Source organism: Halobacillus litoralis, assembly GCF_009856415.1.
GTDB lineage: Bacteria > Bacillota > Bacilli > Bacillales > Halobacillaceae > Halobacillus > Halobacillus litoralis_C.
In genome coordinates this window covers 66,454-90,165 of the sequence record NZ_WMEZ01000007.1, presented here as the reverse complement: position 1 = coordinate 90,165, position 23,712 = coordinate 66,454, and the positions used below count along the sequence as shown (strand labels likewise).

Annotated in this window: 24 protein-coding genes; 6 read left to right on the top strand and 18 right to left on the bottom strand. The window is 41.9% G+C overall.

Features of this window, described 5'->3' with window-relative positions; genetic code table 11:
• Positions 1-4: 4 nt before the first annotated feature.
• Complete coding sequence (locus GLV98_RS15765; RefSeq protein WP_160916969.1) at positions 5-1,630, bottom strand: BCCT family transporter; 1,626 nt, start codon at positions 1,628-1,630, stop codon at positions 5-7.
• Between the two features lie 255 nt (positions 1,631-1,885).
• On the opposite strand from GLV98_RS15765, the gene GLV98_RS15760 reads away from it, so the two are divergent.
• Complete coding sequence (locus GLV98_RS15760; RefSeq protein WP_202410095.1) at positions 1,886-2,158, top strand: hypothetical protein; 273 nt, start codon at positions 1,886-1,888, stop codon at positions 2,156-2,158.
• Positions 2,159-2,163: 5 nt separating this feature from the next.
• On the opposite strand, the gene GLV98_RS15755 is transcribed toward GLV98_RS15760, so the two are convergent.
• The 3 genes from GLV98_RS15755 to GLV98_RS15745 all read right to left on the bottom strand — a co-directional run bounded on the left by GLV98_RS15755 (position 2,164) and on the right by GLV98_RS15745 (position 5,036).
• Positions 2,164-2,418 carry a hypothetical protein gene (locus GLV98_RS15755; protein WP_160916966.1) on the bottom strand — a complete coding sequence of 85 codons (255 nt, stop codon included), beginning with the start codon at positions 2,416-2,418 and terminating at the stop codon, positions 2,164-2,166.
• Between the two features lie 626 nt (positions 2,419-3,044).
• Positions 3,045-3,467: a hypothetical protein gene (locus GLV98_RS15750; protein WP_160916964.1), complete on the bottom strand. Its 423-nt coding sequence runs from the start codon at positions 3,465-3,467 to the stop codon at positions 3,045-3,047.
• A gap of 141 nt (positions 3,468-3,608) precedes the next feature.
• The gene (locus GLV98_RS15745) at positions 3,609-5,036 is read right to left on the bottom strand and encodes an aldehyde dehydrogenase family protein (protein ID WP_160916962.1); all 1,428 of its coding nucleotides are present in this window, start codon (positions 5,034-5,036) and stop codon (positions 3,609-3,611) included.
• Positions 5,037-5,182: 146 nt separating this feature from the next.
• On the opposite strand from GLV98_RS15745, the gene purU reads away from it, so the two are divergent.
• Positions 5,183-6,082, top strand: a complete 900-nt coding sequence (gene purU, locus GLV98_RS15740; RefSeq protein WP_394219682.1) for a formyltetrahydrofolate deformylase — start codon at positions 5,183-5,185, stop codon at positions 6,080-6,082.
• A gap of 111 nt (positions 6,083-6,193) precedes the next feature.
• The gene (locus GLV98_RS15735; protein WP_160916958.1) at positions 6,194-6,688 is read left to right on the top strand and encodes a L,D-transpeptidase family protein; all 495 of its coding nucleotides are present in this window, start codon (positions 6,194-6,196) and stop codon (positions 6,686-6,688) included.
• A 46-nt stretch (positions 6,689-6,734) separates the two neighbouring features.
• On the opposite strand, the gene GLV98_RS15730 is transcribed toward GLV98_RS15735, so the two are convergent.
• From GLV98_RS15730 to mbcS, 3 genes are all read right to left on the bottom strand, one after another.
• The gene (locus GLV98_RS15730) at positions 6,735-7,391 is read right to left on the bottom strand and encodes a reverse transcriptase-like protein (RefSeq protein ID WP_160916956.1); all 657 of its coding nucleotides are present in this window, start codon (positions 7,389-7,391) and stop codon (positions 6,735-6,737) included.
• Between the two features lie 66 nt (positions 7,392-7,457).
• Positions 7,458-7,886 (bottom strand): GNAT family N-acetyltransferase, encoded by a 429-nt coding sequence (locus tag GLV98_RS15725; protein WP_160916953.1) that lies wholly within the window; start codon positions 7,884-7,886, stop codon positions 7,458-7,460.
• An 80-nt stretch (positions 7,887-7,966) separates the two neighbouring features.
• Positions 7,967-9,541, bottom strand: coding sequence for an acyl-CoA synthetase MbcS (mbcS, locus tag GLV98_RS15720; protein WP_160916951.1), 1,575 nt, complete (start codon positions 9,539-9,541; stop codon positions 7,967-7,969).
• A gap of 761 nt (positions 9,542-10,302) precedes the next feature.
• Here mbcS and GLV98_RS15715 point away from each other — a divergent pair.
• On the top strand, positions 10,303-10,521 hold the full coding sequence (locus GLV98_RS15715; RefSeq protein WP_160916949.1) for a hypothetical protein: 219 nt from the start codon (positions 10,303-10,305) through the stop codon (positions 10,519-10,521).
• A 9-nt stretch (positions 10,522-10,530) separates the two neighbouring features.
• Here GLV98_RS15715 and GLV98_RS15710 read toward each other — a convergent pair whose 3' ends face one another.
• The 7 genes from GLV98_RS15710 to GLV98_RS20040 all read right to left on the bottom strand — a co-directional run bounded on the left by GLV98_RS15710 (position 10,531) and on the right by GLV98_RS20040 (position 18,219).
• Positions 10,531-11,280 carry an FCD domain-containing protein gene (locus GLV98_RS15710; protein WP_160916947.1) on the bottom strand — a complete coding sequence of 250 codons (750 nt, stop codon included), beginning with the start codon at positions 11,278-11,280 and terminating at the stop codon, positions 10,531-10,533.
• Entirely contained in the window at positions 11,255-12,103 is an 849-nt protein-coding gene (locus tag GLV98_RS15705; protein ID WP_160916945.1) for a YitT family protein, read from the bottom strand. The genes GLV98_RS15710 and GLV98_RS15705 overlap by 26 nt, the downstream gene beginning before the upstream one ends.
• A 328-nt stretch (positions 12,104-12,431) precedes the next feature.
• Complete coding sequence (locus GLV98_RS15700) at positions 12,432-14,291, bottom strand: ATP-binding protein (protein WP_423785018.1); 1,860 nt, start codon at positions 14,289-14,291, stop codon at positions 12,432-12,434.
• A 172-nt stretch (positions 14,292-14,463) separates the two neighbouring features.
• Complete coding sequence (locus GLV98_RS15695) at positions 14,464-15,333, bottom strand: DNA-3-methyladenine glycosylase family protein (RefSeq protein ID WP_160916943.1); 870 nt, start codon at positions 15,331-15,333, stop codon at positions 14,464-14,466.
• Between the two features lie 453 nt (positions 15,334-15,786).
• Positions 15,787-16,566: a delta-lactam-biosynthetic de-N-acetylase gene (gene pdaA, locus GLV98_RS15690; RefSeq protein ID WP_160916941.1), complete on the bottom strand. Its 780-nt coding sequence runs from the start codon at positions 16,564-16,566 to the stop codon at positions 15,787-15,789.
• 84 nt (positions 16,567-16,650) lie between these two features.
• A complete protein-coding gene (locus GLV98_RS15685; RefSeq protein ID WP_160916938.1) occupies positions 16,651-17,958 on the bottom strand; it encodes a Na+/H+ antiporter family protein in 1,308 nt (435 codons plus the stop codon).
• A 111-nt stretch (positions 17,959-18,069) separates the two neighbouring features.
• Positions 18,070-18,219 (bottom strand): SE1561 family protein, encoded by a 150-nt coding sequence (locus GLV98_RS20040; RefSeq protein WP_167356021.1) that lies wholly within the window; start codon positions 18,217-18,219, stop codon positions 18,070-18,072.
• Between the two features lie 140 nt (positions 18,220-18,359).
• Between GLV98_RS20040 and GLV98_RS15680 the strand changes: the two genes are divergently transcribed.
• A complete protein-coding gene (locus GLV98_RS15680) occupies positions 18,360-19,238 on the top strand; it encodes a mechanosensitive ion channel family protein (protein WP_160916936.1) in 879 nt (292 codons plus the stop codon).
• On the opposite strand, the gene GLV98_RS15675 is transcribed toward GLV98_RS15680, so the two are convergent.
• The 3 genes from GLV98_RS15675 to GLV98_RS15665 all read right to left on the bottom strand — a co-directional run bounded on the left by GLV98_RS15675 (position 19,208) and on the right by GLV98_RS15665 (position 21,185).
• Positions 19,208-20,002: a YfkD family protein gene (locus GLV98_RS15675; RefSeq protein ID WP_160914294.1), complete on the bottom strand. Its 795-nt coding sequence runs from the start codon at positions 20,000-20,002 to the stop codon at positions 19,208-19,210. The two genes, GLV98_RS15680 and GLV98_RS15675, sit on opposite strands and share 31 nt — an antisense overlap.
• A gap of 62 nt (positions 20,003-20,064) precedes the next feature.
• Entirely contained in the window at positions 20,065-20,676 is a 612-nt protein-coding gene (locus tag GLV98_RS15670) for a membrane protein (RefSeq protein ID WP_160916934.1), read from the bottom strand.
• Positions 20,677-20,792: 116 nt separating this feature from the next.
• Complete coding sequence (locus tag GLV98_RS15665) at positions 20,793-21,185, bottom strand: OsmC family protein (protein WP_160914330.1); 393 nt, start codon at positions 21,183-21,185, stop codon at positions 20,793-20,795.
• A gap of 154 nt (positions 21,186-21,339) precedes the next feature.
• Between GLV98_RS15665 and GLV98_RS15660 the strand changes: the two genes are divergently transcribed.
• Complete coding sequence (locus tag GLV98_RS15660) at positions 21,340-22,512, top strand: MFS transporter (RefSeq protein WP_160916931.1); 1,173 nt, start codon at positions 21,340-21,342, stop codon at positions 22,510-22,512.
• A gap of 85 nt (positions 22,513-22,597) precedes the next feature.
• On the opposite strand, the gene GLV98_RS15655 is transcribed toward GLV98_RS15660, so the two are convergent.
• Positions 22,598-23,665, bottom strand: coding sequence for a metal ABC transporter solute-binding protein, Zn/Mn family (locus GLV98_RS15655; protein ID WP_160916929.1), 1,068 nt, complete (start codon positions 23,663-23,665; stop codon positions 22,598-22,600).
• Positions 23,666-23,712: the final 47 nt, after the last annotated feature.

Sequence of the window (23,712 nt, the reverse complement as noted above, 5' to 3'; positions counted from 1 at the left end):
TACATTAATCTTGATCAGGTTTATCTTCTAGTGCTTCAAGAGCCGATCGTTTTTTCTTCTTCTTACGGTTTTTCCAACGTCTAATGTGAATCGTACTCGGTTCATAATCATCCGATTCACGTATATCCGTGTTGGAGGCCTTCATGAAGGACCATGCGAGCAAGAACATAATCACAATAAGTGGGAATCCACCTACGATACTCGCGGTCTGTAACGTATCCAACCCTCCAAGGAACATAAGCGCAAGCGGCATTAAACACAAGGCGAAAGCCCAGAACAAACGGTTCCAACGTAAAGGTTCTCCCTCCACATTCTTCTGTACAACCGAAGCCAGAATGTATGAAGAGGAATCGAAAGTCGTTGCTAGGAAAATAATCGCCAGGATGGTAAAGATTAAGACCATGAATTTCGCTAACGGCAGTTGGTTGATGATTTCAATAATGGTCGCAGGCGCACCATTCGCATCCATAAATGCGATGGCATCGAACTGTCCTGTCAACTGCATGTACAACCCGAAGTTCCCCATGATTCCGAAGAAAAGCACACAACCCAGCGTTCCGTATACCATTGTTCCAAGTACCATCTGACGAATCGTACGTCCTCTGGAAATACGCGCAACAAACAACCCGACAAACGGAGCATACACAAGCCACCAAGCCCAGTAGAAAATTGTCCAATATTCAGGAAAGCTTGTTTTTTCAAACTGACCTAAATTTCCGAACGGCTCCATCCAAGTGGCCATCTTGAAGAAATTATCCGCCAAAATTCCCAACGCGTTGAACGTTGTCTCACTGATGAATCGAGTGGGTCCAAAGATGAAAATAAAGGCCAGCAAGAAGATTGATAGCCACAAGTTCACATCACTGAGGACTTTAATTCCCCGCTTAAGTCCGGAATACGAGCTTATTGCGAAGATCAATGTACACAATAGCATAATGACTGTTTTCAACCCTAAATTGGCTGGTATACCAGTCAAGCTATTAATTCCTTGAGCAATCATAGGTGTACCCAGAGCAAGCGTGGTTCCTGCTCCTCCCAATAGTCCGAACATGAATAACACATCAATGATGTTTCCAAGAGGACCGTCAACTGAATCACCTAATACAGGTCGGACAGCCTCACTGACTTTAAGTACAGGTTTTTTTCGAACGTAGTAGAAATAAGCAATAGGGAGGGCCGGCAATGTGTAAATCGCCCAAGCAATCGGACCCCAGTGGAACATTCCATAGGCAGATGCCCATTGGATTGCCTCTTTCGATCCAGCTTCTACACCAAAAGGAGGTCCCTGATAGTAATACGCCCATTCAATAACCGCCCAGTATAAAATACTAGAACCGATTCCGGCGGCAAATAGCATCGCTGCCCAAGAGAACGTATTGAACTCAGGCTTTTCCCCTTCGTCCCCGAGTTTGATCGATCCATTTTTACTAAAAGCCACATAAACAAGGAAAGCGAAAATAACAAAGCCCATAATCATATAAAGGACACCAAAGTTTTCCGTCATGAACGTATTCGCTTGTGATACAACCTCTTTACCGGCTTCCGGGAAGATAATCAGTGGTAACGTGACACCGAGCAGCAACACAAGAGCGCCGATAAACGTTGGCCAATCAATTAATTTTGTCTTCAAATGACATACATCCTTTCCACATCTTCTTGATTTAGTTTGTTCTGCGTGAGGTAATTCATTCAACTTTACGAGGTTATGTACCGGAGAAAAACACGAGCTTTATTCTAACAAGTGTAAAGACAGAAGGCAAATGAGGATGTATGTTTTATACCCTATCCAGTAAAAAACTAACGCGATTCTTGTCGTTGTTTGACAAAAGGAAAGAAAAAGTGGAAAGTAAATAGAAATAGATCGTGGAAATGAGGTGGGAAAATCGTGTCTGAAGAGAAGAAAAAGTGGGATGATCGTCTAAATCCTTTATATTTCCCACTCTTCACAGCCATTCCAGTAGAAGGATGGCTTACGCTCAAGGCCTCTCCCTTTTCCGGCGTTGAAGTGACGTTATTTATCATCGGCGTGCTTTTTTTAGCTTTTGCAGGGGCCGTGGAAACTAACAGTGAGGAAGGAAAGCATAGAGCCATCGGTTACATATACTTACTGTCCGCGTTGCTATTCGGAAGTATCGGCCTTTTCAAATGGCTCACATAATTTTTTTAAATGAAAAACAACCAGGGAAGAATCATAGGAATCAATATGATAATCGTTACAATTAACCATGCGCTTGAGTTTTCACTAGTCAGTTGTTTGCGGTAGGACATGCCCCATGCTAAAAATAATAGAGCCGTCATCATAATGCTTCGTAAATGGAATTCCCCGTCTTTATTGTTCATAAAAATATATACCGCACCTTCGGCTACAATGAGAACCCCGACGATGATATTAAAAATATGCGTAAACCATTTATTCATGGTTAACAAACCTCCTTTACATCCTCTATTATCTTTATCCTTTCCAAGTATATTACAACCTCATCCATAAGGAAAAGAACAAAACCATCCATGTACAATGACACCCCCACCATCTTCTAATCAACTTTATTCAACCATATGGCAGGTTTGTGGAAGACTCAGTTTCGATACTTTGGTGGGGTTCTAGGGGCTCCAGGAAAAGGTTCGCTTTCCATGGGGCGGGCGCTGAGCCTCCTCAGGCTTCGCCTACCGGGGTCTCAGCTGTCCCGCACACCCCATAGGAGTCTCACCGTTTCCCTCCGCCCCTTTGCCTAATAAGTGTTTCGAAACCAATTTTAGAATAAGCAGCCATGCAGCTTAATGGGACTGTCGCTTGTTAGAATCCTGAAAATACATCGTGTTTTATGCTTCTAATAGTCATTAGTAAAAAACAGCCTAACTTGTTAAAGGGGTTTGTTTCTCACAAGTATGAAATGGGGTGTTTGGGAAGCTTCCAAAACACCCCTGACTCCCATTATGGCAAACAAAGCCCGGAAAAATCTTGAAATCGAGTTTTTCCACAATCGGGAGCTGTTGTGGAGGATGAAGAAATAAAAAAAGCCAGTTGGAATGGGGGTTCCAACTGGCTAGAGTGTTTCGATTAATCCCTTAAGGTCCTGAGTCAACTCAAACATTGTGCCACTTTCACGAAGGATTTGCCAATAACCTTCGTAGAAATACACTTCCAATAAGGTATCTCCTTCGCACGAAAGTTTGAGAGCCCCTTCCACTTCTGAGTTTGTAGATGTTTCCTGGACGGACGGGCTGTTCTTCATTTCTTCCAGGAACTTACGGACCGCTTCTTCCTGCTCCAGTATGTATGCTTTTCTTTCTGTTCCTAAATCGTAGTAGGTAATCGTGACCGGTCTTTCATATTCACTCCAATGATGAGGAGTAACATCGTCTTGAGTGAATGCTATAGGATTGAAAAAATACCTTTGATCGACGTATATGTAGGCACAAACCACAAAAATGATAAGCCCACCAAGAATGATTAGTTTTTTTTCCATTCTTCCACCTCTTCATAGATTCCATACAATTGCTTCTACTAGAAATACGAATCGAATGAGGGGAAGGTTTCATTTTTTTCAAAATACTTCCTTTTTTTCCGAAAAGAAAAAAGGCGGAATACGTTTCCGCCTTCCTCTATCTTACATTTTCGGATAACCTAAAACTGTTTTCACTTCTAAATATTCTTCAATACCATAATCGCCCCATTCTCTTCCTATACCAGATTGTTTATATCCACCAAATGGTGCGGCGAAGTCTGCTTCTGCATCATTGATTTTGACTCGACCTGCTCGGATGCTGGAAGCAACCTTGGCTAGTGTCTGTTCATCTTCACCGAACACGTAGCCTGCGAGTCCATATTTTACATCATTGGAAATTTCAATCGCTTCTTCAATCGTGTCATAGGTAATCAAGCATGTGACTGGACCAAATATTTCTTCTTGTGCGATGACCATATCGTTATTCACATTTGTAAACACGGTAGGTTTTGCGTAATAGCCTTTATCTAACCCTTCAGGTTTCCCTGTACCTCCCACTAGAAGAGTCGCTCCTTCTTCTTGTCCTTTTTCAATATACGATTGGACAGTGTTCCATTGCTTTTGCGAAACCAATGGACCGATATGGTTATCTCCTTGAGGGTCGCCGACAGGGAACTCAGGAAGTACTTTTTTAATGGCCTCTTCAAAGGAATCTTTCATCGAAGAAGGTACTAGCACTCTTGTTGCAGCTGAACAAACCTGTCCACTGTTTGTAGCGATGTGACTGACAGCCGCTCTAGCTGCGTTTTCAACATCAGCGTCTTCAAGTACGACCAGCGGGGATTTCCCTCCGAGTTCCAAGGCAACATTGGCAATACGTTCAGACGCATTTTGCATGATTTTCTGGCCTACAGCACCAGAACCCGTAAATGATACAAAATCGATATCTGGATGTGAACTGATGCCGTCACCGATAACGGAACCTGATCCGTTCACTAAGTTGAAAGCACCTTTAGGTACGCCGACCTTATCAAAAATCTCAGTTAATATAATTGCCGCAAAAGGGGTCAGTTCTGCGGGTTTCGCAACTACGGGACTTCCAGCTGCAAACGCACTGGCGATTTTTGTTGAAATTTGGTTTGTTGGGAAATTCCATGGGGTGATCAAACCACTGACTCCTACCGAATCCTTCATGACCGTATGTCCTCCGCGATCTTCAATAAATGAAAAATCTCTTAAGGATTCTGCGGCTTGTGAAAAATGATTATACCCCATCATATAGTGAACGTTTTCTGAAATGGATTTTGGTGAACCCAATTCTGCCGTAATCGTCTCTATAATTTCTTCTTTACGGTTCTCATATTCAGCAGCTATGTTTTCGAGCAATTTGATTCTTTCTTCTTTAGGGGTTTTAGAAAAAGAAGGAAAAGCATCCCGGGCAGCCTGGACCGCTTTATCCAAATCCTCCTTCGTTCCAAGACTAATGGTACCGATGACTTCTTCTGTTGCAGGGTTAATTACTTCTTCTGTTTCATTTCCTGTAGATTCTACCCACTCACCGTTTATATAATGCTTTAAATAGTTACGCATTTTCATTTCTCCTTTATAGAAAGAAAATTTTAATTTACTTGCTACATGGAGAATGTATCCGAATTTTCCCATTTCGAAACATGAGCCTGCTTTCCAAACGGCTTTTACTCGACTATAATGGGGAGAACAAAAAGGAAGGATGAGTGTTGATGACTACCACCAACCAACAAATTCAACATTACTTAACCAAGAATGAGGATAAAGCCCGCTTGCTCGTCAGTTGCCCAGACAAACCAGGAATCGTTTCCAGCATCTCAACATTCCTCTATGAACACGGAGCAAACATTGTGGAATCGAATCAATTTACGACAGATCATGAAGAAGGAACCTTTTTCCTACGTATTGTATTCGCTTCAGAAAATATGAAGTCCAAGGAAGAAACAATGAAAGCAGACTTCTATGCCCTTGCAGACCAATTCGAGATGACCTGGCGAATGACTTTTCTGCATGAACTGAAACGCACGGCTATTTTTGTATCCAAGGAACTCCATTGCTTGCGTGAACTTTTGTATGAATGGGAAAGCGGTGACCTCGTTACGGATATCCCTCTCGTCATAAGTAACCATGAATCTGCGAGAGAAATTGTCGAGTCATTTGGTATCCCTTTTTATTACATCCCTGCAAATAAAGAGATTCGAGAAGAGGTAGAAGAGAAACAGTTGGACTTGTTAGAAGAGTATAATATTGATTTAATTATCTTAGCTCGATACATGCAAATTCTCACCCCTAAGTTTGTAGACAGTCATCCATCTAAGATTATTAACATTCATCACTCCTTCTTGCCCGCATTCATCGGCGCTAACCCGCACAAACGCGCCTACAAACGCGGGGTCAAGTTAATCGGGGCCACCTCCCATTATGTTACAGACGACCTTGACGAAGGTCCGATTATTGAACAAGATGTTATAAGAGTCGACCATCGGAACAGTGTGAATGATTTAAAGAAAAAAGGGCGCCTCATTGAGCGTAGCGTCCTAAACAGAGCCGTCAAATGGGCCCTTGAAGATCGTGTCATCGTTCATAAAAATAAAACCATCGTATTATAAAGGCTTGCCTAGAAAGAAGGACCTGACTAGTGACGTCAGGTCCTTTCTTTTAGTCAAGTCTCCTGTATTCCTACATAAAATGGTATAACCATTGTAAACGGAGGGACCGGAATGATCCATATCGTAAAACCAGGTGAAACATTAGCACAAATTTCAAGAGATTATCGTACGCCGTTGAGAGATATCCTGGCAGCCAACCAAATTCCAAATCCGAATATGATTTTTCCCGGACAACGAATCAATATTCCAGGCTTTCCGAATCCAGAGACCATTCCTTATAGGATTGATATATCCACAACTAAACGTCAATTACGTTTGTACAAAAATGGTTCATTACAAAAGGAATTTCCTATTGCCGTGGGACGCATGCTTTCAGAGACTCCTGTCGGAAACTTCTTCATCATTAACAAAGCTCCAAATCCAGGTGGGCCGTACGGAACGATGTGGATGAGTTTATCCAAACAGCATTATGGCATTCATGGGACCAACAACCCCTCATCTATTGGAAAAGCAGTTTCCAAGGGGTGTATCCGCATGTTTAATAAAGATGTAGAAGAGCTAGCTAGGACCATCCCTGTGGGAACTCCGGTTAGCATCAGACCTTAAGTGGAGTGAAAAAGGCGATGGATATCCATCGCCTCTCGATCGTTCATTATTCCAACTCTGCTCGACTTGTCACCTTTACTCCTTTTAATGCTTGTGAAGCAAGTCTGTCCGCCTCTCCGTTATCTTTTCTCGAAATAACTTCGAAGGATGGTGTAATCCCCATCTGCTTTAATTTATCATCAATACGATCCGCCCAATCATTTAAAGCCTCTTCCATCGTGGGCCACTCCTCATTCAGTTGGTTGATTACAACTTGAGAGTCTCCTACGAACCGAACAGGAATGTGATGTACGCCCATAAAATCCAATTCTTGAATGGCCAAATGTAAGGCCGCATACTCCGCTTCATTATTCGTATCTAACTCATCAACCAGGGCATTCAATCGAAGACGCATGGCTTTTCCGCTTTGAGTATAATAAATGACACAACCAAGACCTGCTTTACGCTCCTTTATTTCGTAGCCTCCATCAAAATAGACGGTGATCTCATGAGGTTCCGTTTCAAGATCATCCAAATATTTTTGTAAATCCTTCCGCTTCCAAGTCGTATCATAGGCATCGATAAAGGTAATCGATTTGGCGCGTCCTGTCTTTTCCAGATCCTCTGTTATTAACAAGGCCTGCCCAATCGTCATCTCTTCTGATCTAAAAAAAGCTTCTGTTTTCTTCGGGGTTTTATATGTAACTTCCAGTCTGATTTTCACCCACACTCCGCCCTCCTTAAAAGTTTTTACATGTATTTATTATGGCCTAATTATCTTAGATTATTTTTAGTCGAGCCGTCTATAGAACCCTGTCGCTCTTCCCTCAAATCCAAAGGAGTGATAGATCTCATGAGCCTTCTCTCTTTCCGCTCTATTTCCACTATTCAACATGATCGATTTAGCCCCTTGATTGATCGCCCATTCAACGGCTTTTTGCATAAGCATTTTCCCTAATCCTTTTCCCTGCTCTGATTCATGTACCACAAAGGCAATCACTCGTACGTGTGGATCATCGGTGTGATAAGCTTCGCAGAATGTCATTCCAATCATGCCGAGCAACTGATCGTTGGCCTCATAGACAAAGGTTTGGTAGTGTTTTTGTGATAGTATGTTTTGCAATCTATTTTCCATTGCTTCCTTACTTGATGGATAACCGAGAGCATCCATTAATGGAACGAATCCTTCCGCATCTTCAAGCTTTACACTTCGAATCATAGGTTCCTCCTTACTGAAATTTCCTTTTCAGCATAACAAACCTGAAGGCCTTTTTCGACCTTCAGGTTTTGATGATTATACTATTTCATGACATTCTCTTTTTGACGAAGCTCCACTCTTCGTATTTTTCCAGAGGTGGTCTTCGGCAGCTCTTGAATGAATTCCACTTTTCTAGGATATTTGTAAGGCGCCGTCAATTCCTTCACATGATTTTGAAGGTCAGAAACTAACTCGTCATCTCCTTCAAACCCTTTTTGAAGGACAATGTAGGCCTTTACAACGTTTCCACGAACTTCATCCGGGCTTGCAACGACTGCACATTCTTGGACAGCCTCATGTTTAACAAGAGCATCTTCTACTTCAAAAGGGCCGATGGTATAACCGGAACTAATGATGATATCATCACTTCTGCCTTCAAACCAAAAGTACCCATCTTTGTCCTTTTTTGCCTGGTCGCCCGTCACATAATAGTTGCCTCGTCGGGACATCTTCGTACGTTCCGGATCTTTATAATACTCTTTAAACAAGGCGGGCGTATCGAGATGGACGGCAATGTCCCCTACCTCGCCAGCCTCTACAGGCGTACCCATTTCATCGATGATATCGACCTGGTTTCCTGGTGTTGGCTGCCCCATCGACCCAGGGCGCACTTCCATATCTTTCATAATTCCAACAAGAAGCGTATTTTCTGTCTGGCCGTAACCATCCCGCACCGTTACATCATAATGTTTTTGGAACGTATCGATGACTTCGCGATTTAACGGCTCTCCAGCAGATACCGCACTGTGCAGTCCCTCTAATTTATAGTCTGTTAAGTTGTCTACCTTAGCCATTAAACGATATTCTGTTGGAGTACAGCAAAGAACATTCACATCGTGCTCATCCATCAAGCTTAAATATTTTTTAGGGTCAAATTTCCCTTGATAAATCAGACCTTGAGCACCTGTTCCGAGCACAGAAAGGAAAGGACTCCATATCCACTTCTGCCAACCTGGTCCCGCTGTCGCCCAAACCGTATCTCCATCTTGGATTGCCAGCCATTTATCGGCAGCCGTCTTCAAATGAGCATATCCCCAACCATGTGTATGAACAACACCTTTCGGGTTACCCGTCGTACCAGATGTGTAAGAAAGGAATGCCATATCACCTCTTGAAGTATCCGCAAGGGACAACTCCTCACTGTGGTCATCCATGAGAGAATCAAGGTCACGCCATTTTTCTTTTGCCCCACCTACAGAAAAAGTGATTAACTCATCAAATTCATTTACGCCATGGAATTGGTCTGTGTAAGGGTGATAGCTGACGACCCCGCTCACTTCTCCGTGGGAAATTCTATACTGCAAATCTTTTGTTCTCAGCATTTCAGAACTCGGAATAACGACAAGACCTACTTTAAGAGCTGCAATATACACTTGATAAGCTTCAATCAAGCGAGGGATCATGACGAGTACTTTATCCCCTTGCTTTAACCCCTGCTCTAGGAAAGCGTTTCCAATTTTATTCGCATTTTTCATCAACTTTTCATATGTAACTTCTTTTTGATCTCCTTCTTCATTCAACCACAATAAAGCTTTTCTTCCCGTTTCTTTAGCGAACTTCTCCATCTCAGAAACGACATTGTACCTTTCAGGAGCAATCAGTTCTTCTCTTTTCATGTAGCGGCCTCCTTTTTAATGAGCGACTGTTCAGTTTGTCCATTTCTATTATAGCAATTTTTCTTAATATTTCAAATAATGAATCACGAATAATCATACCACTAACGCTCCCTATTGTGGAAGACTCAGTTTCGAGACTTTTGTTGAGTGGATAGGGGCTGCGGGAAACCGTTCGCTTTCCATGGGGCGGGCGGTGAGCCTCCTCAGGCTACGCCTTCCGGGGTCTCATCTGTCCCACACGTCCCATAGGAGTCTCACCGTTTCCCTCCGCCCCTTTACCTTATAATTGTCTCGAAACCACATCCAGAATAAGCAGCTTTATTCAGTGAAAACAGAAGGAAAACTACCTCCCACGGGAGCTATTTTGAGTGCGTAAAGCTTGCTATAGAGCGTTTTATGCGTATAATACCAGGATAGTGGAAGACAGTCTCTCCCGGTGTAGGGGTTCGTTACCCGCACGACAAATGGGGTGGCTGGGAAGCTGCGAGACTCCCGTGGGAGAAAGGAGATAGGTGAGATCCCGCAGGACGTAGTCCGAGGAAGCTCACCACTCCCCCACAGGAAAGCGAGTAGCTTCCCAGCCAACCCCTGACGCTCATCCCAAGCAACGAACCCCGAAACGTCTCGAAATCGAGTCTTCAAGAATCCTGCCATATTTGAATAAAGAGGAGTATTTGAGGGTATGGTTCATATACTTGAATTGACAAATTATTTTAAGTTTTCATATAATACGTGTAAGCATAAACAGGGAGTGATCAGCAGTGGAAGCTCGCCCCGTTCGCAAACCGCTTGGACTTAGGAAGTATCCATTATTTCTCATATCCGCTATCATGGTGGTTGCCTTTTTATCTCTATCCATGATTACGAAGAATTTCAATTATACGCTGGCTTCTGTGATCACTGTCGTAGTTATTAATCTCAGTATTTTACTTAAAACTGTACGCCTTCAAAGAAAAAGAGCCTTTAAATCCGGACTGTAACCGTCTGGATTAAAGGCTCTTTTTCTTTTTTTCTATCCTGTTTTTCCTCTGGCTTATAGACATAGAGTTCAAGCTTTCCTCCATATGCTGATCGATCAACTGAAGCAAGCGTGACAAATCTTTATTTCTTAATGCTTCGAGCAATCGTTCATGTTCTTTAAAGCGTTGCTTTTCATATAGATCTTCATCGACAAACACGTCATACAACATGAGATATACATTAATTTGATTAAGGATTCGTTCCGTAAAGTCAATTAAAAACGTATTCTTAGTTTTTAAAGCAAGGGTCATATGAAATTGCTTGTTCACATCCAGGTACTCCAGAATATTTCGGGTTTCGTAGGTTTTTCTTTCATGTTCAATCCATTCTTCCAAATGAACGAAATCTTCTTCATTCATCTGGTCATAGATTTGTTCAAGTGTCATTTTCTCTAAATGACGCCTCATATCAAAGGCTTGTCTTATTTCTTCAAGCGTAGGTTCAACAACAAAGGCCCCACGATTTGTATAGATTTTGACTAGCCCTTCCTGTTCCAGCTTTTTCATTGCATTCCGGATGGGGGTTCGTGAAACTTTTAATTCCTTTCCGATCATGTTTTCAACAAGCTGTGTACCTGGTGGTAGATGGCGAAACAAAATATGGTTCTTCAAGTATTCATATACGTCATCCGTTCTGGATTGACGCTCATTGAGCGTATCTGTAAACATGCGGTTCTGGATGTTATCCCACCTTTTATGCCAAGCGTTTAAAGTTCTCACCCAGAATTTCATTCATGGAGTGAACCGTTATAAACGCTTGTTCATCTATCGCTGTCATATATTTTTTCAAACGCGTATAGTCTTTGCGGCTTAGAATCGTTGTAATGACTTCTTTGTCTTCTTGATTAAAAGCTCCTTTAGCCTGGTGGATGGTAGCCCCTCGACCGAGCTGATTGACAATGAAATGGCGAACTTGTTCACTTTCACGGCTGATAATGACGATCTCTTTATTGTCTTCGAATTGTTGTAACATGTAGTCAATAACTAGACCATTCAAAATGACACCGAAAAAAGCGTACATTCCGACGGTGGGTCCAAATAGGAAAATAGATGATGTTGCAATTGCGATATCAGAGAATAAGACCCCTTTTCCGACTTCAATGGAAAAGAATTTATTCAGGATCATAGCAAGGATATCTGTTCCGCCGGTAGAGGCTCCCTGATGGAATACAAGCGCCATTCCTGATGCCGCGATAATTTGGCCGATGATTAATTGAATGAGAAGGTCATCACTTAAAGCTTCCTGCATTGGGAAAAATGCTTCCAGTCCCCATACCATAAAGGACAGAGCAAAACTTGCATAAATGGTCTTCAAACCAAATTGAAAGCCTAAGAATATAAAACCAACAATAAAGAGTATGATGTTCAAGATGATCATGATCATTCCTAATGAAAGGTCAGGAATGACTTTATTCAGTACGATTGAAGCACCACTTACTCCTCCTGTGGCAAGATCGTTTGGTGATAGGAAAAAATGGACATTGATGGCTACCCCGAGCGCACCTAAATTCATCAACAGAAAAGACCATACTTTTTTCAGCATCAGAAAGCCTCCTTTATGTGGAAATAAGTTAGAAATTGTCGAACGAAAATTGTAGTACAATCGGGATTATAGAGCCCATAAATACGTTTGTAAACAGCTTTGATGGTAAAAAAATATTTTATTTATTGTAAGCGATTGAACGTAGAATTTTCTAATAACTATATGGCGAATAGCTGAAATTTTCGAAATTTGATGAATCCTGACACAATAAAAAGAATAAAGGTGTTCTTTGTAGATAAGGTTTCCGTTAGTCCTTTTGTCGCAAGAGTAATAGTAATAGAACATAAAAAAATCATCATCCACTGTAGGATGATGATTTTAAGGATTTTTATTTTGGTAAGGTGACGGTAACCGTTGTACCGCTACCTTTTTGGCTTTCATATGATATTTCTCCATTCAGGTCTGAGACGATCTTTTTCGTGACCATCACTCCTAAACCCGTTCCTTTTTCTTTGGTTGTAAAGAAAGGTTCACCAATTTTGGCAAGCTCTTGTGGTGTTAATCCAGGTCCATTGTCTCTAACGGAAAGCGTTAGGTTAGAGCTGGACATTTGTATGCTTACACGAACCTCTCCTCCTAGATCCACAGCGTCAATAGCATTTTTGACAAGGTTGATAAGAATTTGATTCAACCGCTTCGGTTCCGTTTCAAATTTGTCCTGGATGGGGTCACAGTCAAAGAGAAGATAAATTTGCTTCTCGTTCGCTTCTGGCTCTAATAGGCGCAACACATATGATACCAATTGTTCAGGATCTACCTGTTCAAGTTGGATGGATGATTTCGGCTTAGACAACATCATGAAATCTTGAACAATGGCTTCGATGCGATTGACTTCATCGAGAATGATTTCCTGATAGTTATCTCTCAACTCAGGATTAGCTGCACCAATCTGTAAAAATCCTTTAATTGCGGTTAGCGGATTTTTAATTTCATGTGCAATACCAGCAGACATTTGTGTGATTGTGGACAACTGTTGGGATTTCTCCTTAAGCTCCAACATCTCTTTGTATTCAGTCACGTCTTCATGAATGCCAAGAACATATGAATTCCCATAATATTCAACAGGAAAGCCTTTCGTACGGATCCATTTCGTTTCTCCTTCAGGACCTAACAGACGATATTCTACTTCCCTTTCCTTCTGTGCCATTTCATCCAACGCTGTTTTTAAAGGTGCACGGTCTGACTCATGAACTTGTTTCACCAAAGAATTGGGGTCCAGGAAAGCTTCCCGCCGGGAAATTCCGAACATCTCCTGAAAAGCTGGACTGACATAGTGCAGTTCCTTAAAGTCCGGTCGGCTGATCCAAAAAACATCTTTGATGTTATTGGCAAGTAATGCAAACCGTTCTTCTGATGCCCTCAATGCTTTCAATTGATTCTTGTATTCGGTTATGTCCTGGAGGAAGACAGTGATTCCCATTTCCGTAGGGTGAACGGTAACATGGACATTTGTATTGGTTTCCTTGAGATACCCTTCAAACTCCACAGTCTCTTGAGTTTCCATCGACCTTAAATACTGTTGAAAGAAATGATAGTGCTCCCGTATAGGGAAGATATCCCATAACTTCTTGAAATAGTTTTGTAAGAAAGGGACCTCTGTCATCTCTTCCATTTTGGGATTGGCATAAGTGACTTCCCAGTTGTGATTGATCAATGCCAGTCCGTGCGGAAATTTATCGACAAGATGCATCATTCTTTTTTCCATAGGGGAAGACTCCGATCCAAACATGTGTATCATATGTCGGTGGTGCCGATAACCGACAGATTGGTTCAATGACAAAGTGGCTTCTTTTTGCTGATTCGAAGAGAGAGTCATGGAAGCAGGACCATCGAGCAGGCCCTTTATACTTTTCAAGGAAAAAGCAATCTGACCATTCGTCAGATGAACCATTTTGCATTGATATTTATGCTTGTTCGTATCTGTCAAATGGACAGACGATTCCCTGAGTCCATCTGTCAGGAGATTATGCAACACTTGTTGAAGGCGTTGCTGTCCTGTATGACCAAAACTACGGATCCACTGAGAGAACGACATGTCCGACTCTTGCAGTTGAAGTGTTCCTTGCATCTGCTGATTAAGCGTAACTGTTTGTAGTCGCAAATCCAGTAAACATGCAGGTGTACCATTCAAACTTAGAACATCCAAAATCTCGCCGCTATGCACTTGGTCAGAATACCTCTCTCTAATTACCAATATTAAGACCTCTTTCCTTTTAGCCGTTCAATATTTTCCAGTACGGTTATCATTATAACGTAAGCGTGAACAATTTTGAATATTTTCAAAACAATTCACCCATTATTTTTCTATTTACAACAAATTATGAGATAGAAGACAAGTTTATGACCATTTTCTCATTGTTTCACCCTTCGATACTTCTCCATAGCGTTAAGGAAGCATAACTCAAATAAGGTTCCCATTCCTTACTCCACTGCTCCATTTGCTCATATGTCGGCTTAGTTTCCAATTCGAAATAAAACTTGAGAGCATTTTGGATACCAATATCGGCTTTCGGAAAAAGGTTCGGTCGCCCCACGCCGAACATCATCCAGTTTTCTGCTGTCCAAGGCCCAATCCCTCTAACCTTAACCAGTTGCTTCATAATCTCCTCATCTGATTCAATCGCTAATGCCTCCAAATCCAGCTTACCATCCACAATCAAACGTGATGTATCAATCACATATTCCGCTTTACGCTGACTGAATTGCAATTCTCTCAACGTCTCATAAGGGGTATCGGCTACAGTTTCAGGATCTGGGTAAAACCACACTCCATCCTTTTTTGTCCCTAACGTTTCCACAAAACGAGTACTCAACGTGTAAGCGAATTTCATATTCAACTGCTGGTGAATGATGACTTTCATCAAACAATCATAGAGATGAAAATCTTTCACAATCGGTGTACCTGGATGGGCTTGAAACATTTTTTTCAGACTTGTATCTAAGAAGTGGTGATGCACTTTTTCTATATCTATATTCCATTGAAATAAATCAGATATGTGGGAGAGCAACGCTTCTTTATCTTCCTCACTGTCACTCGACACCTCAAAAGAAGGATCAGCGGTTGTGCCGAGCCCCTGGACACGGACAATGTGATGATTTCCTCCTAGCTTCACTGGAACATCCACCCAACGCTCTTCGCGGTCTAGACGGGTTAGAGGATCAAACGCCCATCGAAGCAATGTGTAATCAAAATCATAAAAAGTGTTTGCTTTAAACTTTTCTTTCCACAAACTGTTTTTCCTCCCTTTTGTCGGACGATTTGTTTATAATTTGTTAAGAATGGGAACTATGCCCTAATGTCCTCTTTTACTCATTTCCATCTTCATTCCTTTTCAAACATTGTTCTACATCCCCATACATATGTCCACCTACAATGTTTTCTCATTATTGATCCTTTCATTCCACTTTAGTTAAGCTCCCTATTCTGGAAAACTCAGTTTCGAGACTAGTGTGTGAGTTTAGGGGCTACGGGAAAAGGTTCGTCTTGCTCCATCGTCCAGACACTCGCGTCATAAGCAGAACAGCGAGTAGCTTCTCGACCACCCATGACTCCCAACATGGCAGCGCATCTCGAAATTGACTGAGTCCTTAAGAATCCTGCCATATTCTCTAATAACTTATATCCCGCATCCACTCTTATATAAAAAGAAAAACCACTGCACAAAATTGTGCAGTGGTTGGACTCAAAGTCCCCAAACAGGCGCGGGAACCATCTGTTTGATCATAAGATCATTCAAACTTCCAAAACTGTACCCTCTTTTTCTAAGCTCATCAATAAGTTGCGACAAGGCTTCTGCATTATCTTGTGAAACAGTGTGTAAAAGGATGACGGCACCTGGATGGATTTGATCGATGACACTCCTATAGGCGTATTCCCAACCGCGTTGTTTGTCTGTTTCCCAGTCCACAAACGCAAGCGACCAAAACGCGTGGGTATATCCAAATTCTTTTGCCCACTCTAACGTTTTCTCATTAAAGGTTCCGCGTGGTGGGCGGACGAAGGTCATCACTTCCTGATCCGTCAACTCTTTGACAGCCTGGTCCACTCTTTCTAATTCTTTCTTCATTTTCTCTTTCGATACTTTTGTAAAGTCAGGGTGGCTCCAGGAGTGATTCCCGATTAAGTGCCCTTCCTTCGCCATTCGCTTTAATAGTTCCGGTGCACTTTCAATATAATGACCGGTAACAAAAAAAGTGGCCGGTACATCTTTCTCCTTCAATACATCGAGCACTTGACCTGTGTACCCTTGCTCATAGCCATTATCAAAAGTCAAATAAACAACCGGATCACCGGAAGGGTCTGCATAAAAACCATCATACTTTTCAATCAAAGGACCGTAGCGACCGACGTCAGGGACAGAACCATCTTTTTTCTTACTGAACCCCCAGCCTTCAGCCGAAGTCTGGATGGGCAAAATCAAGAGGAATAACGCCAGGAATACGGCGAATGTTGTTTTCCACATACGTACCACTCACTTTTTTCTTAGTATGCGTGGACATCCAATGAATATAAAAAAAGGCAGGTGGGAATATTACCCACATGCCTTTTACAAAAATAGAGAAGCCGCCCATCCGAAGATGAACAGTGGAATATTAAAGTGTAAGAATGTTGGAACACAAGTATCCCAAATGTGATTGTGCTTTCCATCTGCATTCAGACCGGATGTTGGTCCGAGTGTACTGTCAGACGCCGGTGAACCAGCATCACCTAGAGCTCCAGCGGTTCCTATTAAAGCAGCTGTTGCCATTGGTGAAAAGCCTGCGGACAAACAAATGGGTACGAAAAGTGCAGCCAAAATCGGAATGGTGGCAAACGAAGAACCTATTCCCATCGTAACGATTAACCCGACAAGTAACAGTAAGAATGCGATAAATGCCTGGTTGTCGCCGAGGTATTCAGAACTGACTTCAACAAGAGCTGATACAGACGCTGTTTCTGTCAGCACGTTCGCATAACCTGCTGCCACTAGCATGACAAAGGCGATAAAGCCCATCATACCGATTCCTTCATTCACCACTTTGTCTCCTTTGTTATAAGGAACCACACGGAAAATGAACATAAGAATGATTCCTGCGAGTGCAGCTAGAATAAGGTTCTGCCATACCGCTTGAATCACTAGGGTAACGACGATCGCGACAAGTGTCCAGAAATGATTAAGGTTGAATTTGGCCGATTGTACTTTCTCGACTTCTACCCCGTCCCCTTCAGTAGCCACATCTGGCAATTCACGTTTTTTCCGATAAGTAATAAATATGGCAATCAAAAGACCGACAATCATACCTGATCCAGGAATGATCAAAGATTGAGCGATTGATCCAATGCCTAGGTCGATTCCACTGGTGCTCATAGATGATTGAATCGTTTCATGGAAGATGTACCCAAAACCGACAGGCAGCATGACATAGGGTGCTTTCAAACCAAAAGTTAAAGATGCCGCTACAGCCCGACGGTCCAATTTCATTTCATCAAATAATTTCAGTAATGGTGGGATTAAAATAGGAATAAAAGCAATGTGTACAGGGATAACATTTTGGGACAAGCTCGCTACAAATGCGATGACAAGTACCATCATTGTTCGTTTATCCTTCAATACTCGAAGCAGATAACCGATCAGCAATGAGGTAATCCCAGAATAGCTGATGGCTACAGCAAATGCTCCTAACAGTATATAACTAAGCGCCACACTCGCCTGTTCGCCCATCCCGCCGACAAGCAGTTCCAATGAACTCACTAGAGTCTCACCGTTCATGAGTCCTGCGGTCAGTCCAGCGGCAAGAATAGCGATAATGACATTCACACGTAATAAACTTAAAATTGTCATTACCAAGACAGAGACAACAACTGCCCATGCCATAAAACATTCTCCTCTCATTCTTTTCATGCATTAACGATTTACCATGATAAAGCACGAATGTAAAAAAATCAACCCCCAAAAAAATTGAGAGTCAATTCTGACAATCCCTCGTTATTCCATATTCTTTTCAAGATCTTCCAACATGGAAATAAGACGATCGATATCTTCAACAGAAGTTTCTTCAGGGTCTAACTTTTCAATACGTCCCATAAAATCCGCCAGGCGCACTTTCAGATCCTCGATCCGTTCTTGTTGTGACATTCCTCTGCACCTCTTTTCTGTATCCTTTCACGTTTTTGCCACGTCCATCATAGTACATGTCACTCCGCCTGTCCATATAGAAGAAATCCATCCACCACTAATGCTATAATGCTTGATAGAACAAATAGGAGGACGAATCCATGTCATTAGCCGAGTTTAATGCTTACCTGGAAGAAAACGCCGTAATCAGGTTGTTATTAATTGCAGCTTTTCTTTTTGTAGTTGTTCTCATTCTCCGTAAAGTCATTCATACGTTTTTCAAGAAAACCGACTTCATTGAGGAAAGAAAAGAAAACACGCTCGAATCTATGCTCAATTCCATCATCAGTTATGTGGCACTCATCGGGTTCATTCTTATCGTTCTTGATGAATTCACCTCGATTGAAAAATTACTTGCCGGAGCTGGAGTCATCGGGATCATTGTAGGTTTTGGCGCACAGAGTCTGATCAAAGACTTTTTTGCAGGCTTGTTCCTTTTATATGAAAAGCAGCTTCATAAAGGAGACTTCATCTCTGTCAACAACACCTTCCACGGGACGGTTGAGGACATTGGTCTCCGGTTTTTAAAGGTACGCCAATGGAGTGGGAAATTACTCACCATAAGCAATGGTCAGATCAAAACGATTGAGAACTATAACTTTGAATATATGCGCGTTATTGAAAAGGTGACGACAAGTTTTCACCAAGACCCGACGCAAGCGTATCAAGTCTTAGAAAAAGCTTGTGAGCGTCTCAATGAGGAGTTACATGAGTATTTGAAGAAAGATTTGACGGATAAGCCTTATGAGCCTTTCCAAGTTTATGGCATGTCGTCTTTGAACCACGAACACCGCGGATATGAATACACAGTCGTCGGTGTGGTCAATGACTTGGTCTATTGGACAGCAGCAAAAAAAACGCGCCTCATTCTTGCTGAAGAATTGTTTGAAAACAACATCTTCATGGCAGAACAGCGCGTCGAATTGAATTCATCTAGTCATGAAGACCATCACTTCACTTCAAATGAAAAGCTCACGTGATCTTGGATCGGGATCCATGCCCCGATTCCTTGCCTCGTGACGTTCTTTACGTTCAACGTTTTTTTCGAACCTTTGAGCTGAATGTACACATCACCAAAGGTCACTTCCCCTTTTTCATTGACAGCTGGGGCATAAGCATGCAGAATTCCTACTTTGTTCGTTGGTACACCATAGGTATTGTTTTGCTTTGTCCCTTTACCAATGACGGTGTTAAATGAAAGTGGAAGCTTCGTATTCTTTTGTGCTTCCAGAAGAATAAGCTTCATCATTTGGTCGCTGTGACTGATCCTTGATGTTAAACCACCTTTGATCTGCTTTTCTTCTTTTTGGACATAACTCAGCTTTTCTGTTTGCTTCCCACCATGGTTGCTGTATTCATTCGTATTGATCTCCTGGTACTCCCAATTGATATTGGTTTCTTTGGATTCATAAGCAAGCGGCCATCTCCCTAAAAAAATCTCGCCTCTATAACCAATGGCGAACGGAGATGGTTTCAATGACGTTTCATTCAGCATCTCAATTAATTGCGGGTTCGTCACTCGAATATCCGTATCTTCCATCAATTCTTTCGTAATTTCTTCCTCTTCCAACAATTCTTGATCATCGGTCGAATTCGGGTACGTATTGTCCTTAGATATGTTCAGCACATGATTCGGAATCGCACTTTCTTTTTCTGCTTTCTTATTTTCAGCTGATATCGATCCAGCACTGATGAACATGAAGATCCCAATAAATATGATCAGTCCTAACCATTTTCTTTTCACATCATGGGCCACCTTTCTTTTTTTATATTTTGTGAAAAATGGCCCGGACTATACACAGGGAATCACGAAAGCATCTTGTTCATGACTTGATTTGCCTTCCCATCGAAGAACTGAATAAAAGGTCCGATCAAGACAATGATAATGACGGTACCGATTCCAATCGGCCCTCCTAGTACTACCGCAAGTACAAGGGCAAAGACTTCCGTCAACGTTTTGGCCGTTCGCAAACTGAAACCGAACCTTTTCTGCAAAGCAACCATGAACCCATCAACAGGGTTTAGAGAAAATTTGGGCTGTAAGTATAATGATACGCCAAAGGCAATAATGGCAATTCCGCCCACCAACACCGTCAATTGAACCCAGAACGATGCAAGCCCGAACGTATCAAATACCGATAACATCCAGAAATCAATGAACTGTCCAATGACAAAAATCGTGATAACAGCCAATAAATCGGGTTTTTCTTTCGCAATGATAGCGTTTGTAAAAATCAGCATAGCGCCGATGATAATGACCCAGCTCCCCACAGTAAAACCGATGGTCTCAGACAAGCCGACATTCACAGCATCCCACGCCCCCGCTCCGAGGTCTGATTTAATCGTTAATGTAATCCCAAGGGAAATGATAATTAGCCCTATCAAATAAAAGAAAGCTTTAACAAAAATATTCCTCATTTCATCTCTCTCCTCTTTCTTTATATAATGCCAGACATAAGGGTTGGCATATCTTAGTGCTATTTTGAACACAAAAAAAGAGCGCTTATCCAAATTCAGGATAAGGCTCTTTCATTTTACTTGCTTAGTTGAATGCACTCAAGCGTTTCTTCAACTTCTATACTATTTTGAACCGATTGAACCATGGAACAATTTTTCTGTGAGATCTCCAGATTCTTCAACAACTTATCCTGATTCAAATGATAACCTTTAATAACATAATGAAGATAAATTTTTTCGATACGATTGGCTTCATCAGGATTCCTCTCGACCTCGGCCGTCACTTTGATATCCTCATAATCCGTCCGTTGCTTGTCCAGGATCTTCCGAAAAACTCCGATGCTGCAACCTGCAATGGAAGCAACCATTAGCTGATAAGGGCGGAAACCAAACGTCTCATCCCCAGATATGTTCATTTGGCCGTACTCAAATGACGTGCGTACCCCGTTTTCTTTTAAATAAAAGTCCATGATTCATTCACTCCTTTGACAATATACTGCGCCTTTAGTTTTATAATAACCGTTTTCAGTAAGGAAATAACCTTCTTATTAGAAAGAAAAAACTTGTCCCCTCCTATTGATTTCTTATACGATAAGGAAGTATGAAAAAAGGAGGCCGTCAGCTATGGTATCCAAGCAAACACGATTCTGGATTTTGATTGGTCTCGTGACCATATCAGGATTTTCCCAGGGGATGCTCCTTCCATTGATCGCTGTCATCCTTGAACAAAACGGCATTTCTTCTTCTATCAATGGATTGCATGCGACTGGGCTTTACATAGGAATTTTACTTTCTTCTCCATTCATGGAAAGACCGCTGCAACGAATCGGTTATAAACCAATGATTATGGTTGGAGGGGCCCTAGTTATTATCTCTCTTTCCTTATTTCCCTTCTGGCAGGCGCTATGGTTCTGGTTCATTTTAAGAGTCACCATTGGAATTGGTGACCAAATTCTTCATTTTGGAACTCAAACGTGGATCACAGCCACAGCTGAAAAACACAACCGTGGTCGAAGCATCGCTTATTACGGCTTGTTTTTTAGTGTCGGCTTTACCCTTGGACCTTTGATGACCAACCTGTTGGCTTTCGGTATCCATGTTCCATTCATCATTTCATCATTCTTGAGTTTAATCGTCTGGTTATTCATGATTTGGGTGAGAAATGAAACACCTGAAAAAGACCATACCACAGCCCATGGAGCAAGTTCAATCAAAAGGTTTGCCAAAGCCATCCGTCTCGCCTGGGTTGCTTTTTTTCCCCCTCTTGCCTATGGATTTCTAGAAGCGACCCTTCATGGAATTTTTCCTGTGTACGGGATGAGGATTGGACATGATGTTAACTTATTATCCTTGATTATTCCGAGCTTTGCTGCAGCAAGTTTGTTCTCTCAAATTCCTTTAGGGGCATTGAGTGATCGGATTGGAAGGAAAAAAGTTATCTTGACCGTGGTAGCCGGAGGAATCATTGCCTTCTTTGCTGCTGCTCTGTTAGAAAACTCTGTGGTCGCTCTCTTTGCCACTTTCGCCCTGGGCGGTTTATTCGTCGGCTCCTTGTTTTCTTTAGGCATTTCATTCATGACGGACTTACTGCCAAAGGACCTTCTTCCGGCTGGTAACATTTTATGTGGGATGGCTTTTAGTATCGGGAGTATTCTAGGACCATTCTTGTCCGGTTTCTTCTTGGACTTTTGGCCGAACCTGTCCTTTTTCTACGTCATTGTTACCCTGTTAATCATTGTCTTTGCAGCTACCGTGTACAAAAAAGATCCAAGTGCTTCAGAACCACAGGAGGCTTGATCCACTTCTCTATCCTAAAAACTAAAACTTCTACTAAAAGAATACGTAGGAAAAAAGCTGCGGACGTTTTGTCCGCAGCTTTTGCTTATTCAGATAATGCTTTTGTCAGTACATCAAGGTTTTGTTCCATCAAAGTAAAGTAATTTTCATCGTTATCCACATTATCTTCTGTTAAAACAGACAGGTTGTGGAAACGGAGCGCTTCTGCTCCAATTTCATTTTGGATTACTTCTGAAACTTTCGGAGTGATGTTCTGCTCGAACACTACATATTCAAGATTATTTGACTCAGCGACTTGAACGATATTTTCAAGGTCTTTCTGAGAAGGCTCATTTGTCGGACTTAGGCCTGATACAGCAATCTGCTCGATCCCATAAGCCTCTTCCCAATAACCATAAGCAGCGTGAGAAACGATGACTTTGCTTTTAGATTTAGATTCTACACGATCATGAAACTCCTGATCTAAATCCATTAATTGCGCTTGTAGTTCTTTATAATTTTCCTCATAGAGGTCTTTCTGTTCTGGATTCATTTTAATCAACTGACTTTTGATTCCTTCTGCCATTTGTGCAGCTCGTACGGGATCCAACCAGACGTGAGGATCCATTTCTCCATGGTCGTGGCCTTCATGACTATCTTCTGCATTAGCCTGTTCATCTGTTTCATGAGCATCTTCTTCATCCGCATGCCCATCTTCTCCATGGCTGTCCTCTTCATGAGCATGCTCATCTTCCGCCTGAGCATCTTCTCCATGGTCATGAACATGTTCTTTTAGGTCAATATCCGCTGCTGCTTCCAGGATCTCTACACCTTCTGGCTGAATGGATTCAGAAATTTTCTTTGCATACCCTTCTAAACCGGCACCATTGTAAATGAATAGATCCGCTTCCGCCATTTTCACCATTTCCTTGGTCGTTGGCTCATACGTGTGTGCGTCTGAACCGGGAGGCAGAATGGATTGTACATTTACTGTCTCTCCACCTATTTGTTCAGTGAAAAATTGTAAAGGATAAACCGTTGTATAAACATTTAGTTCCCCGTTCTCATCACTCTCTGTTTCGTTATTCTGCTCGGTCGATGTCTCTTCATTTCCACAAGCAGTAACCACTAGAATGGTAAGTATAAAAGATAATAAGATTGCTAGTTTTTTCATTCGTCGACCTCCTCGTCTTCCAAAAAGATTATATCGTAACCGTTACA

Coding starts and splice junctions, on each gene's coding strand:
- GLV98_RS15755 (WP_160916966.1), bottom strand. CDS start 2,418: ATGAATAAATGGTTTACGCATATTTTTAATATCATCGTCGGGGTTCTC.
- GLV98_RS15750 (WP_160916964.1), bottom strand. CDS start 3,467: ATGGAAAAAAAACTAATCATTCTTGGTGGGCTTATCATTTTTGTGGTT.
- GLV98_RS15745 (WP_160916962.1), bottom strand. CDS start 5,036: ATGCGTAACTATTTAAAGCATTATATAAACGGTGAGTGGGTAGAATCT.
- GLV98_RS15735 (WP_160916958.1), top strand. CDS start 6,194: ATGATCCATATCGTAAAACCAGGTGAAACATTAGCACAAATTTCAAGA.
- GLV98_RS15725 (WP_160916953.1), bottom strand. CDS start 7,886: ATGATTCGAAGTGTAAAGCTTGAAGATGCGGAAGGATTCGTTCCATTA.
- mbcS (WP_160916951.1), bottom strand. CDS start 9,541: ATGAAAAGAGAAGAACTGATTGCTCCTGAAAGGTACAATGTCGTTTCT.
- GLV98_RS15705 (WP_160916945.1), bottom strand. CDS start 12,103: ATGCTGAAAAAAGTATGGTCTTTTCTGTTGATGAATTTAGGTGCGCTC.
- pdaA (WP_160916941.1), bottom strand. CDS start 16,566: ATGTGGAAAACAACATTCGCCGTATTCCTGGCGTTATTCCTCTTGATT.
- GLV98_RS15685 (WP_160916938.1), bottom strand. CDS start 17,958: ATGGCATGGGCAGTTGTTGTCTCTGTCTTGGTAATGACAATTTTAAGT.
- GLV98_RS20040 (WP_167356021.1), bottom strand. CDS start 18,219: ATGTCACAACAAGAACGGATCGAGGATCTGAAAGTGCGCCTGGCGGAT.
- GLV98_RS15680 (WP_160916936.1), top strand. CDS start 18,360: ATGTCATTAGCCGAGTTTAATGCTTACCTGGAAGAAAACGCCGTAATC.
- GLV98_RS15670 (WP_160916934.1), bottom strand. CDS start 20,676: ATGAGGAATATTTTTGTTAAAGCTTTCTTTTATTTGATAGGGCTAATT.
- GLV98_RS15665 (WP_160914330.1), bottom strand. CDS start 21,185: ATGGACTTTTATTTAAAAGAAAACGGGGTACGCACGTCATTTGAGTAC.
- GLV98_RS15660 (WP_160916931.1), top strand. CDS start 21,340: ATGGTATCCAAGCAAACACGATTCTGGATTTTGATTGGTCTCGTGACC.
- GLV98_RS15655 (WP_160916929.1), bottom strand. CDS start 23,665: ATGAAAAAACTAGCAATCTTATTATCTTTTATACTTACCATTCTAGTG.